The sequence below is a fragment of the Bacillus salipaludis genome (assembly GCF_030938565.1).
GTDB classification, from domain to species: Bacteria; Bacillota; Bacilli; order Bacillales; family Cytobacillaceae; genus Neobacillus; species Neobacillus salipaludis_A.
The window spans coordinates 936,660-951,010 of sequence record NZ_JAVGVR010000001.1 but is presented as its reverse complement, the minus strand read 5'-3'; the positions used below and the strand labels follow the sequence as shown (position 1 = coordinate 951,010).

The window sequence follows — 14,351 nt, the reverse complement described above, 5'->3', positions numbered from 1 at the left end:
TTAATTTTATTTTACTGCTTTTAGTAAAAGTCGTGCAATAATTTTACTAAAATTTTTACTAAAATTTATTAAAAAAGAACGGGGGTTAATCCGTTCTCATTTTGCCTCATTACTACATTAAAATTGTCGCCAATCACTTACTTTTTAAATTAGCTCTGTTAAACTTGGTTGTTGATTTCCGCTCCAATCAACGTTTTTCAAAATCAACATTGTCCTTTAGCATAGCCTTTAAATAAAAAACCTGGGATTGATAGTCGCCGCCACGTTCTGCGGAATCCCTATTAACACCATTAAATTCCGTTGAAAGTGGAAGTCCCACCTGCATGAGTTCATCTCCATAAAAAATCTGATCACGTCCAAATACACTATAGGATTTCGATGGGTCTAACCCCATTAGTTTTACTGTTTGCTGTTTCAAGGAGGTCGGTGTTGCTAAAACCTTATACCAGCCAACTAACGCCTCAGATTTGTCCGAGCTGACAATCATCCAAGCCGTTTCATTCCCTTCAAAGGGACATAACAGACGATAAAAATGGCCGTCGCGTACCAACCTGCGATGCTGTTTATAAAAAGCAACCTGCTCTTTAATCGCCTCCCGCTCTTCCTCCGTTAATAACAATGGATTTAGTTCATACCCAAAAGTTCCAAAGTATGCTGTGTTTGCCCTGGTAGATAAAGGGGTTAACCGTAACGTTTGGTGATTCGGGACAGCCGACACATGTGAGCCCATACTATAAATTGGATAGGCGAACGATGTTCCGTATTGGATTTTCAGCCTTTCAACCGCATCCGTATCATCACTCGTCCAAGCTTGCGGCGCATAATACATCATCCCAGGATCAAATCGCCCTCCGCCTCCAGCACAGGATTCAAACAGCACCTCAGGAAACTCCGCAGTCAACCGCTCGTATAATCGATAAACACCTAATATATAACGATGGAAGAATTCACCTTGCTGGTTTGCAGCAAGTCTTTGCGAAAACGCCTCCGTAATATTCCGATTCATATCCCACTTAATATAAGAAAGGTTTGTCCCCCTGATGATATTGGACATTTTTTCATAAAGATATTCAACAATTTCTGACCTTGAAAAATCAAGTACAAGCTGGTTACGGCCAAGCGTTTGCGGTAAATGCGGCATCCCTACAGCCCAGTCAGGGTGCTCTCGATATAAATCGCTGTCGGGACTGATCATTTCCGGTTCAAACCAAAGCCCGAATTTCATTCCCAGCCCAGAAATTTTCTCCGCCAAGCTTTCCAGACCATTCGGAAGTTTGTTTAGATCCACATCCCAATCACCAAGCGAGGTTGTATCGTCATTTCTTTTTCCAAACCAGCCATCATCAAGGACAAACAATTCAATTCCTAATTCTTTCGCTGATTTTGCGATGTTTACGAGCTTTTCCTCATTAAAGTCAAAATAGGTTGCTTCCCAATTATTTATCAAAATTGGGCGATCTTCCTTCCTCCACCTGGCACGAATCAGATGCTCCCGATAAAGCGAATGAAAAGCTTGACTCATCCCATTTAAACCTTGGGCAGAATACACCATTACAACCTCCGGGGTTTGGAAAGAATCTTGCGGCATAAGCCCCCACTTAAAACCAAATGGATGAATCCCTGCCATCACCCGCGTCACATCATAATGGTCCACCTCTGCCTGCATGATAAAATTACTGCTGTAGACAAAATTAAAGCCATAAACTTCACCGGAATTCTCTGTTGCATGCGGCCTTTTTAAGGCTAAAAATGGATTATGGTGATGGGAGCTGGAACCGCGCAGACTTGAAATGGACTGAATTCCCGCTTCAAGCTTTCGTTCCTTAACATGACGTTCCCGCGACCAAGTCCCTGATAAGTGGACAAACATAAAATCTTTTTCGGGAAGATCAATCGAGGCTCCCATCACCCGGTCAATGACTAATTTCTGCGAGCCAGCATTCATTACCTGAGCACTTCTCGCAATAACAGGAAGGTCGCGGAATATTGTATAATTTAACGTCAACTCCGCTTGAAGGTGGTCATCCTTTAAGAGGAGTTGAAGCGTACTGGCAACTTGCGCGTCTTCAACATATGTTGCCGGCAGCCCCTCAAGCCTTGGCTTTCCGTCTAGTATTTTAAAAGTTTGATATTGAAAGTTTGAAATATGATGTTCGTCGTGTCTACTGATACTAATAGCGGGTTCACGGAAATCGGAATTACCGTAGGCCGGGTACTCCTGTCTCAATGTTTCCAAGCTAAAGGCAGGGTCATCCGCATAGGGATGACAGCTTGCAGCAGTTGGAACATCATAGGTTTGCAAATGTGAAAAATCCGATCGATGCCTTAGTGCCTTACCATAATAAAGGTGCCCTAGCTGGCCATTTTTCATTACGTGAAAAATATAGCTCACCTGGCCATTTGTTAAATGAAATTGTTTGGTTTCTTGATTCACATAGATTAACATACCCTTCACCTTTTCCTGCTTGGTTTATGTATGAGATAAGGGGGTTTTCTATCAAACCCCCTTAAGCTAAGTTAAAAATAATCTATTATTTACCCTTTTGATTTACAAACTCAATGCTGTACTCTTCAGTGTGTTTTTTATCTTCAGATGTAACAATAATGGTTGCTTTTCCAGGTAGAGATTCCGGCATTTCCACTTGTGCTGTTGCAAATAAATCATTGGTTACAGCCTCAACTTCCAATTCTTTTTTCGTCATACCATTTAGTTCAAAACGATAGTCAGTTTGATCAGATTGAAAATCCTTAAGAGGCTTGCCATTAATTAGAATACCTCCCAGTGATGTATCCTTTCCGATACTTGGAATTGTATTTTCCCCCATTCCCCATACCATCAATTCAGAAATAGCGATACAGGTGTTCGGCATGGCCTTCATCATAGCTCTTATCTTTGTAGTCGAAATTGGTTCAAACTGAAGATTTACAACACTTTTTGCTGAAACATCAGTTTGTGTGCCGTCAATGTCTTTCCAATCACTTCCATCCCAATATTGCAGCTTCAAAGATTCTGCTGGTCTTGTACCGCCGCCATCATCATAAAAATAGAAATCTACTTGTGAAATGGCCCTCTCTTTATCAAATTCAACCGCAACCCAATCTTCCGGCCGCCAGGTATTCGGATCCCAGTTCGTCCAACGTGCACTAGAAATGACTCCATCTGTTATATTTGCCAGACTGTCATATTGTCCTGTAAAAGAAGCACTCAACTTTGGAGGAGTGTTCGTTCCCTGCCTTAATAGATTTTGTACCCCCGGTTCCACCACTTGCACATTAGCAAATGCTTTAACCGGACTGTCCGGAATCTTCCCTCTTACTGTAAATTTTCCAAGTTCGGCATATTGCTGGGAGTCTATCTCATCCCACTTTACTGCCACCTTTGCATAGGTTCCAATTTGCAGCTTCGCTGTCACTTCATTCGGAAGAACAGGGGCCTGACCTGGTGTTGTTTTCATTTTAATCGGTTCAATACGATCAATCTTAGAAACTGTTACCGTAGCTGTTGCTTTTAATTTTGTTCCTTCCACGGTCCCTTGAACCGTAAAGATATTCTCGTGATCATATTGTGAAGGATCAATTTTATCCCAAATAACATTTCTTAAAACTTGATCCCCATCCTCATAGATTCCTGTTACCTTTTCAGGTAAAACGGGAGCTGTTTTTTTCTTAAGTACAGTTACTTCTACCGGGTCAATCTTCGTGATACCGGCTTTTACAACCTTCCAAACCTGATTGCTGCCTGCGTTAGCTGTCCAAACATCTACAGCGGCATCTTCATTTTTCGATTGCCCGCCTACTTCCAGCAATCTTCCATTCTGAATATTAATCAAAGTATATTCGCCGTTTCCATAAGTTGAAAGCATCCATTTTTGACTGGAGTCATTTTCATTAAAATCTTTCAAAACGGCTGAGCCATTTTCGACCCCAAGAACCTTACCAGTTTCTGTGTTGACTACTTTATAAACCTCTTTGGAGCTGAATCCGCTTGTCACCTTTTGAATTTTCCAACTTTGGCTTTCTTTTTCGTGTACTTTTGTTTTTTGTACAATGGATTGCTGATTTTGGGCGATGTCCATCGCTTTACCACTGTTTTTATTGATCAAGTTGTAATCTTCATCAGAGTTTAAAAAGCTGTTATTCGGATTCACCCCTGAAACACCTGAGACAACAAAAGTCGTAATCGATTGCGGTTTAACAGTGGCTGCAAGTTTTTTATCAGAAATCTTAATACTTGCTCCTTGAGCAATATTATCAGTTGCTGAGGTGATGTACGGAATGGCTGCAGCATCCTCTTTTACCGTACCGAATCCGGATAAATCAAAATTAAGTGATTTTTCTTCTGTTGAATTATTTGTGTATACAATGACAACTGAGTCTTCTTTTTTATTGATTGCAGCAAGTGTATTGTTATTATTTGCATTAATCACTTGATCTCCAGGGCGAATAAATTTACTGTAATTTCCCATTGCGTAGTATTTCTTATTTTTATAAATCTTTACCTTGCTAAAATCCTGCGGATCAAAGTCAACCTGGATCAATCCCCAGTTTCCATTTTCATGCTGCGGGTTCATATTGACTTCGTCTTCAACTGCCTGCCAGAGCACCCATGCGCCTGGTTCTAATGTTTTAATATCGTTTGTGACTCTCTCTGATAATCCGAGACCTGTTCGAATATCTTCAAAATCTTGACCGATTCCGCCAGGACTGAGGTCGACTTCGGACATCCAAAGATTTTTCCCGACACCTTTTGCGATATCTCTCGCGCCAATTTGGTTTGTCGGGGAGTAGGTATGGGTATTTAATTGCCCAATATTTGCTCTTGTTCCAGCATCATACTGATCCCAATCCTCCCGGAACTTTTGCGGGTTCGTTTCATCCATTGCGGATACTACTGTTTTAAGGCTTTTCGCATCCAATTGTTTTTTTACAGCATTGATAATCTTTGCTTGGGATGCCGGTGACCAGTGGGAACCTTCCTGTCTTCCCTTCGCTCCCCAATAGTTTGTATTCGGTTCATTAACAGGTGAAAGGGTTTTAAACGCAATCCCTAAGTCCCTTTGTAAATGGTCTACAACCGTGGTTAAATAAGTGGCGAAGTTGTCATATTGGTCTGGTTTTAAATTATCTTTATTTGCATCCCAGTTCCCTGAAACATAACCGCTTTGAGTCATGAAATAAGGTGCCGAGTTGGAAAAAGCCTCAAATGTATCTGCGCCTCGTTCTTTCGCTGCCTTCAGCCACCAGCGCTGATTAGCATCAGCATTCCAATTCCAATGGTCTGGGTTTCCAGGGTTCCACCAATTTTGCGGTTCAGTCCAATTTTCTGTATTTCCTCCTGGCGGTCCGAATTCAGCTGGCCGATTCCAATACCCAGGTACTGCTCCGCCTTTTCGCATATATGGCACGGTTTCAGGTGAATCACCGCCGCCAATATTGTAGCGGGCAATAGTAAAATTCAACCCTTTTTCACCAAAGAGATCATCAGCCAACTTATTTTTAACCTCATCCGGCCATCCGCCTGTAATATTGGCAAACCAGACAAGAGCGGTTCCCCATCCTTGAAAAGGTTGATTTTGATAACTTGGATCCAATTGAATGGTTTCATCAACTGTGTCACTCTCTGTTCCTTCAGCAGAGGCTGTTTTGGGCATCGCTGGTGAAATGACACTAAAAATCAGTAAGACAATCAAACAATGAAAAAATAATTTTTTCCCTATCCCCTTTGATAACATAAATGGTAATTTCTCCTTTTCAATTAATTTAACTTCTTTTTCTACCTTTTTCAGTTAAGGAAATTGAAGTAAATTCTACTAGGATGGTAAAGATCATTATCCTTAGCCGCATTCCATAAACAAAAGTTTATGAACAGTTGCTTATAAATTAGATCAGTGTCATCACCCCCTAAAATGAAGAGAGATAAAATTACCATTCCTTTCTTGTATTTTTTCTATGTCTTTTGTAAGATACAAACTTAGTAATTTTATTATTTAGATTCTCTGAATCCTAAACTCAAATTCCATATCCTGATCGGCTCGGATTAAGTACTCATCATGCACCGGCGCCCCCCAGCTGTCATCCCCGCCAACTCCCATCTGCTTACCTGCAATCGTTACGACGGTATAATAGATATTTGGCAGTTCATAATGATGCTTCGCATTTTCGAGTTCGAACGCCGTATAGGGTGAAAAATTGCACTCTAGCGGTTCGCTGACAGAGGAGATCCGAATTCCCCGTCCGTCCTGATTTGTAAGATTTACCCGTCGAACTCCGGTCCGATTCCCCGATTCCTGCGGCATTACATAACCAGAAAGATTATCGGCAACCGTATTCTTAAAAAGACCGAGCCTTGCTCCATTATTGCGATCAGCGTAATTTTCCTCAGGCCCCATCGCATACCATTCTAATTGGTCATATTCCGCCGGCACTTTAAAAGCAAGGGCGAAAGTCGGCATCTGCGGGAGATTTTCTACTCCGTGATAACTTGATTTCACGCGAATGCTGCCTTCTGGATACACCCTGTAGGCTACCTTTACATCTGCCGCATCGCTAATCGAAAATTTATAAGTAAAGGAAATCGTAACAAAGCCTTCCATCTCCTCCACTTCAAAACCAACGCATTTTCGGGCCAAGCTTGCCATATACCAAACCCCAGAATGGTAATCTTGTGAAAAACCTCTATCGTTATCCGTAGTTGCCCTCCAGAATAATGGCGCAGGAGGATAGGCAATCATTTCTTTTTCGGCATAATTAAGTGAGATCAGGCTGCCAGCCTGTTTCGAGAAGATTGCCGAGAAATCCCTGCCATGCACACCAATATTCACATCGCCATGGACAACCCTGATTTCCCCTTCAGGTGGAGGAGTCTCAATTAAACTTTCCCCCTTAAACACATATTGTCCGAAGGCAATCTCATAACCGGCATCTGCCCAAAGCTGTTTTTCCTTCAACCTGAAGAAGACATGGACACAATACTCACCCGGGGAGCTTTCTAATTCTTCAGGCCAGTCAAATTCCACCCGTCCATCACTCAAAGGAGCAACAACAAAATCAAGCTTTTTACGGTAGAGTTCCTTCCCTTCAAGATGAAGGACATATTCCAAATCATAATCTGATGTATCAATGAAAAGATTTTCATTCGTAATCGTCACGCCATTTTTGTCAGGTGTGAGCTTCACGTTTTGATACAAAAACTTTACTTCCTGCATTTTTGGCGACAGCTCCCGATTTGCATAGACGATTCCGTTCGTACAGAACCCGTAGTCTGTTGGGCGATCATCAAAATCACCGCCGTAAGCTAAAAACTCCTTGCCATATCGGTCCTTTTTCATAATTGATTGGTCAATATAATCCCAGATAAAACCGCCTTGATACATCGGGTATTTCCGTTCCAGCTCCGTGTATTTATGCATTCCGCCAAGCGAATTTCCCATCGCATGGATATATTCGCAGCTAATGTAAGGCTTCTCTGGATTTTCCGATAAATATTTTTCAATATCCGCAGGCTTCGCATACATCCTGCTTTCCATATCACTTGTCTCATTATAATCGCGATTATGGAATACTCCCTCATAATGGACCAACCGGCTTGGGTCAACAGATTTGAAATAGCGGGAGACATTGAGAATCACCTCCCCTGCGTATGATTCATTTCCACAAGACCAAATCAAAATGGAAGGATGGTTTTTATCTCGTTCTACCATCGATATCGCCCGGTCCATGACAATTTCCTGCCACTCATGTCTATTACCCGGAATATTCCAAGATGGCTCAACGGCCCCCATCTTTTGCCACGACCCATGCGTTTCTAAATTCATTTCATCTATCACATAAATCCCGTATTCGTCACAAAGCTCATACCAATCACTCTGATTTGGATAATGGGAGGTCCGTACCGCATTAATGTTGTTTTGCTTCAGCGTTTTAATATCCCAGAGCATATCTTCTTTTGTTACTGCCCGGCCGCGGCGGCAATTGAATTCATGGCGGTTCACACCCTTAAACACAATGCGTTCACCATTAAGGTGCATGATTTTATCCACGAGCTCAAATCTGCGGAAGCCCACTTTTTGCGGGATAACCTCTACCAATTGGTCCTTCTCGTTAATAACTTGAACATATAGTTTGTATAAATAAGGATCCTCCGCACTCCACAGCTTCGGTGCATCGACAGAAAGCGAAATGGATCCTTTATCTCCCGCAAGAGAACCATTCACTGAGACTACTAATCTATCCATTGCATCATACAACTCAGCTACAATTTTCGCAGGAGGTCCCGATAAAAATTTCAGGTCCGCGGTAAGATCTCCTTTTAAAAAAGATTTGTCCAGCTCTGTACGGATAAAAAGATCCTGAACATGAATCTCCGTCACCGTGTAAAGATAGACATCCCTGAAGATTCCCGAAAAACGCCAGAAATCCTGATCCTCGAGCCAGCTTCCCGTACTGCGCTGATACACCTCAACCGCCAGCTTATTCTCTCCTTCTATTAAAAAAGGAGTAAGTTCAAATTCCGCTGGAGTAAAAGAGTCTTCACTGTAGCCGACAAACTCACCGTTTAACCACACATAAAAGGCGGATTCCACCCCCTGGAAGCTGATAAATACAGGTTTATTTTTCATTTTGTCCGGAAGTTGAAACATCTTCACATAGCTGCCAACCGGGTTTTGATCCATTGGTATTTCAGGTGGGCGGATTTCATTATGCCCATCCCACGGATACATGGTATTAACATACTGAGGTTTCCCATAGCCCTGAAGCTGGATATGTCCTGGGACCGTAATATTCCCCCAGCCTGAACAATCAAAGTCTTTTTTGAAAAAAGGCTCCGGTCTCGACGCTGGATTTACTGCATAATTAAATTTCCAATCTCCGTTCAAAACATGTCGCATCGCCATCGGCACAGTACTTTTTGCCTCTTCCAGCGTCTCATAATACTTGTGGTCAGAGTGTGCAGGAAGACGATTAACTGCAAACACATTTACGTCCGTAAGCCAATTAATTGTTGGAATTGTGGTCATTGTGATTTTCCTTCCTATCTCGATCATTTATTTCACTGAACCCATCATCCCTGCAACAAAATGCTTTTGCATGAGGAAGAAAATAAGCGCCGCCGGCAAGGTTGCAATGACAATCGCTGTCATAATAATTCCATAATCGGGTGCGTAACTAGAGCCGAGATTGGAGATCAGTAATGGAATTGTCTGATTTTCAGGTGATTGTAAAATTACGAGCGGCCATAAGTAACTATTCCAGCTAGCCATAAAGGTAATGATGGCTGCCGCGGAATAAGAGGTCTTCATCGTTGGAATATAAATTCTAAAGAATAACCCCAGTTCCGTTAAACCATCAATCCGGCCGGCTTCCAAAATTTCTTTTGGAAACATCTTTGTGCTTTGTCTAAAAAAGAAAATTAGAAAGGCCGTTGTGACAGTCGGCAATACGACAGCTGTAAGTGTATCGATTCCAAGTACTGGGACTGTTTGTGAAATCGTTCCGAACATTCGGAATAACGGTACCATTAAAGCCGCAAACGGAATCATCATTGAAAGCAATAAGATATTAAACACGACATCCTTTGCTTTGCTTTTATAAATTTCAAAACCATAGCCGGCCAAGGAGGCGATGAGCATCGCTAATACGGTCGTAGTAATGGAAATCTTCGCTGAATTCATTAACGCTGTGCCAAGGTCTGCTGTATCCAACAAATTATGAAGATTTTGCATAAAATGACTGCCAGGCAGCAATCTGCCCTTTGTTACATCAACGGACCTATTCGTTGAGCTGACAATCATCCATAAAAATGGAAAAACCGAAATAATTGAAGCGATGATAAGGACTGCATAGCTGAATACACGTTTAAGATTAGTCATTTTTATCACCTGCTACTTTGAACTGAATAATAGAGAAAAAGATAATTAAAATCACAATGGCGTAAGAGACCGTCGCTGCATAACCGAAATCAGGTGTATATTTGAATGAGACATTATAGATGTACTCAGAAATGGTCATCGTCGCATTTCCTGGTCCGCCTTTGGTAATATTCATAACTTCGTCAAACAATTGCAGTGTACCAATTGTTGATGTGATTGTTGTAAATAAGATAATTGGCTTCATCATGGGAATCGTTATTTTGAAAAATTGCTGAATGGACGAGGCCCCATCAATTTTGGCCGCTTCATATATGGATTCATCGATGTTCTGCAAACCGGATAAAAAGAAAATCATGTTATACCCTGTCCAGCGCCAAGTAATCGCAATGATAATCGTAATTTTCGCCCAAAAAGGGTCTGTCAGCCATTGGATGGGTTCTGAAATAAGCGCAATCTTCATGAGCATGAAGTTAATGATGCCATCTTGACCAAATAAATATTTAAAAATAACGGAATAAGCAACAAGGGAAGTTACACACGGTAAAAAGATTGCGGTCCGAAAGAAACCCTTTAGCTTAAGTTTTTTATTATTCAGCAAAACCGATAGAAATAAAGCGAGAATAATCATAATTGGCACTTGAATGATCAAGTAAATCACGGTATTTTTTACGGTGGTGAGGAACACTGGGTCCTTGAATAAACGAACGTAATTTTCAAAACCTACAAATTTCAAACTGACTCCAGTACCTGACTTAAAGGACAGGATGAGGGATTGAATCATCGGGTAGAAATAAAATAAACCAATCATTACGGTTGCAATAGCAATAAAGGACCAGCCAATCAAGGTATTTTTCACCCGAAGGTTACGATTGGATTTTACTAATGGAAGGCTTTTGTCGGCTTTTGCGGGTATCACGATCAATCAACTCCTTTACCTTTAAAGAAAAAGCCCCGGAAATCCCGCCTGCCCATCAGTTTGCTCCATTAAACCGAGTAGGAGAAGCTAGCGAATTCCTGAGGCTAAAGTTCTCATTGTTTTTTTAAAATATGGCTCTGTTAAAGTTAGTTGTTGATTTCCACTCCAGGCACAAGCGGTTCGTGGGCGGTCCGGGGAGCCTCCTCGTCGCTTCGCTCCTGCGGGTCTCCCCTGCCCCGTACTCCCACAGGAGTCTTCGTGCCTTCCGCTCCAATCAACGTTGTTCCAAAATCGGCATTGTTCTTTAACACAGCCTAAATTAATTTATTTAATTTGCTCTTCCGCTTGCTTTTGAGCATCTGTGAGCACTTTATCAAGGTCTTTACCTTTTAAATAATCCTGCATGGCAACAGCAAGAATGTCCTCAATAGCGTAAGTGTGTAAGCCGTAGTTTACTTGAGGAATTTGAGTAGTCCAATTTGCAAAATCAGTAATGACTTTTTGACCTCCGAAGAATTCATCACTTGCTTTATAAGCCTCACCCTCAGCAGCCGGCTTGTAAGTTCCAATTGCCCCAATTTCTTTAACTAATGTTTGATAAAAATCAACATTAGAACCAAAGGTTTTTGCTAAGAATTCTGCTGCCTTTTCTTTTCCTGGCACATTTAGAACGTACCATGAGCTGCCGCCTAGGTTAGAGGCATTAACAGAAGTTTCTACACCAGGAAGCTTTGGAAGCGGAGCAACTGCCCACTTGCCAGATTGTGACGCCTCTGCTTTGATGGATGCGGTAATCCAGTTACCAGTTGGAACAGTAGCAACTGCCCCGCTGTTAAAGCCGGCAACAAATTGGCTCCAGTCAGAAACCGGTTTAACAAGACCAGCATCTAAAATCGCTTTATAAGTTTTAAAGGCATCTTTCAATGCAGCGTTGTCCGCTAGGTCAGGTGTTGTTCCATCGTTCTTTAAATACCATGAACCGGCAGATTGGATCATCATACGGATAAGTCCAAGGTCTTTTGGATCCTGCGTTAACATTTCTTTACCAGTTGCAGCTTTTACTTTTTTACCAATTTCAATATATTTGTTCCAATCGATACCTTTTAAATCATCGATTGTGTAGCCTGCTTTTTTCAAATAATCTGTTCTTACATATAGTCCTGTAACACCAGTGTCGAACGGAAGTCCGTAGTGCTTGCCGTCCAAGCTGGTTGGAGCTAGTTTATATTGAGCAAAATCATCAGCATTAAATGTTTTGCTTAAATCATAGAATGCGTCTGGATATGCTTTAAGGAAACTCTGCGCACGATAATCCTCAATTAATACAATGTTTGGCAGCCCTTTTGTTGTACCAGAGCTTAATGAAGTGTTGAGCTTTTGAACGATATCCGCTTGAGCGTTTTCAACGACTTTAATATTGAGCTTTGGATCAACGGACTTGTAAGCTTCTTTTGCTAGATTCATTGCTTTGATGTTAAAATTAGGATCCCAAGCCAATACGGTTATTTCTTTTGTGTCTTTCGCGCTGCCGGAAGTTTTCTCTTTTGTTCCAGAAGAGCAGGCAGACAATAACAGTATGCTTACTAATAACAGTGCAAGTACTTTCTTCATCGATATTTCCCCCCAATTTTAAAAAGGTATGTAAGCGTTATCTCCTTACATACCTAATGTTAGCATCTGCCCAACTGTAGACGTTAGGACGATATTTTTCTTTATTTGTAATATTTTTGTAAAATGAATACGGTTACATTCCCTAAATTTGTACTTTTTTTAGATAGTAAGACTTTTTTTAGATTGAATGAATGGGCAAGAGAATTCGAACCTTTGTCCCGTTTCCGATCTCACTAGAAATCGTTACACCAAAATCCTCCCCATAAATCAGCTGAATCCGCTCATGGACATTCCGTACACCAATGCCTGAGAAAAGCTGTTGTTTGCGCTTTGTTTTCGGAATCGAATTATCGACCCCAACTTCCATACCATCCCCATTATCGACTACTTCACAAATCAAGTTTTCACTATCTCTCCATACCAATACATTAATGTAACCTTCCGCTTTCCGGTTAAACCCATGGAAAAATGAGTTCTCCATAAACGGCTGTAAAATCAGTTTCGGAATTTGAAAGTCCATACAATCTGGCGCTAGAAAATAGTTGACCTTGATCCGGTCACCATAGCGTTTTTGATTAATTAATACATAGTTTTTCAGATTATCAATTTCCTGCTTAACCGAGATGGTTTCACTCACATTACCGATTGTATTTTGCAGTAAGGAAATCAAGGCATGAATGGTCGCTTCTGTCTCTTGCTTCTCACCCTGATTTACCATGAATTTAATGGAAGTCAGTGTATTGTATAAAAAATGAGGGTTTATTTGCTGCTGCAGGGCCGCCAGTTCTGCATTTCGTTTTTCCTTTTGCGACAATATCAATTGCTCGACATACTCATGCAATTCATCAAGCATAGAATTAAAGGCAATGCCAATTTGCCTTGTTTCATACGTACCTGATACGGAAACATACTTATCGAAATCGTGTTTTGGGGCACTTCCAATTTGCTTGACCAGGCTTGTTAACGAGTTCGTTAACCTTCTTGAGGCAAGGAAAACAATCATGAGCGCCAGCAAGACTATCGCCATTGCAACAAGTGCAATCGCCTTTTTGTCAATTAAATCGCCGAATGCAGTTTGCTTGTCGATAATATTAAACAAATACATATCAAATTGAGGGAGATAGTCCATTAAAATGATTTGATCCTTCCCCATAAATTTGCCGACGATATATTGGTGTGATTGATTTTTCAACTTATCCGCATAACCTAAAAGCTCTTTTGATTTTTCTCCGATAAGCTTCGTTCGATCACTCGAGACAATACCGCCTGACCTATCCACTAGAAACACATGATTACCTGGGCTTGTATAGTTGCTATAGAATTGACGAAATTCATTTTCTCGAATGGCAAAATACATTGACCCATAGACGATTCCGGAAATCCGATCCATTAAGGCCTTAGAAGCAACGATAAACCGCTGATCCCCTGTTTCAGAAGCTGCATTGGGCCGCTGATCGTATTGGTACATCAACTTTTTTGGCTGCCCAATAGTATTCCTGACAAGAGTACTGTTTTTCAATTCTTGATCCGAAATCGTCCAAACATTCCGATCTGTTCGGAAGCTTACTCCATTCCTACCTAAAAGGATTATTTCTATTTCATATGGGTCCAAATTGGATTGGATGTGTTTTAACTGCTGCCCCACCGTATAAAAAGAGGTCATTTGTTGGACAGTAGTTTGTTTTTCGGTTAGTACGGAGCGGATTGTCCCACTCTCAAGAATATTGTTTGCGGATGTAACGATCGAGTAATTAAATGTTTCAAAACGATCTTTTACCTGGTTCATTACTTTAGCATTCATGATACTAAATCTTTGAAAAAAGAATTGCTCGGCCATTTGAATGGTTGTCCACGCAATGGTGGTGGAAACAATGATGATAATGACCATTGTGATCAGGAACATATTAATAAATAAACCATTATGTTTAAGGCGTTCAGGAACGAGTCTCATTGCT

Annotated in this window: 7 protein-coding genes; all 7 read right to left on the bottom strand. The window is 41.2% G+C overall.

Annotated features, from left to right (window positions below):
• Window positions 1-187: 187 nt before the first annotated feature.
• Window positions 188-2,446 (bottom strand): alpha-galactosidase, encoded by a 2,259-nt coding sequence (locus RCG21_RS04590; protein ID WP_308912911.1) that lies wholly within the window; start codon window positions 2,444-2,446, stop codon window positions 188-190.
• A gap of 85 nt (window positions 2,447-2,531) precedes the next feature.
• Window positions 2,532-5,732 (bottom strand): glycoside hydrolase, encoded by a 3,201-nt coding sequence (locus RCG21_RS04585; protein ID WP_308912910.1) that lies wholly within the window; start codon window positions 5,730-5,732, stop codon window positions 2,532-2,534.
• A 255-nt stretch (window positions 5,733-5,987) separates the two neighbouring features.
• Window positions 5,988-9,017: a beta-galactosidase, LacZ type gene (lacZ, locus tag RCG21_RS04580; RefSeq protein ID WP_308912909.1), complete on the bottom strand. Its 3,030-nt coding sequence runs from the start codon at window positions 9,015-9,017 to the stop codon at window positions 5,988-5,990.
• A 27-nt stretch (window positions 9,018-9,044) separates the two neighbouring features.
• Window positions 9,045-9,869 carry a carbohydrate ABC transporter permease gene (locus RCG21_RS04575; protein ID WP_133338172.1) on the bottom strand — a complete coding sequence of 275 codons (825 nt, stop codon included), beginning with the start codon at window positions 9,867-9,869 and terminating at the stop codon, window positions 9,045-9,047.
• Window positions 9,862-10,788 (bottom strand): carbohydrate ABC transporter permease, encoded by a 927-nt coding sequence (locus RCG21_RS04570; protein WP_133338242.1) that lies wholly within the window; start codon window positions 10,786-10,788, stop codon window positions 9,862-9,864. Before RCG21_RS04570 ends, RCG21_RS04575 begins: the two co-directional genes overlap by 8 nt.
• Window positions 10,789-11,109: 321 nt before the next feature.
• A complete protein-coding gene (locus RCG21_RS04565) occupies window positions 11,110-12,396 on the bottom strand; it encodes an ABC transporter substrate-binding protein (protein ID WP_308912908.1) in 1,287 nt (428 codons plus the stop codon).
• Between the two features lie 178 nt (window positions 12,397-12,574).
• On the bottom strand, window positions 12,575-14,347 hold the full coding sequence (locus tag RCG21_RS04560; protein ID WP_308912907.1) for a sensor histidine kinase: 1,773 nt from the start codon (window positions 14,345-14,347) through the stop codon (window positions 12,575-12,577).
• Window positions 14,348-14,351 lie beyond the last annotated feature (4 nt).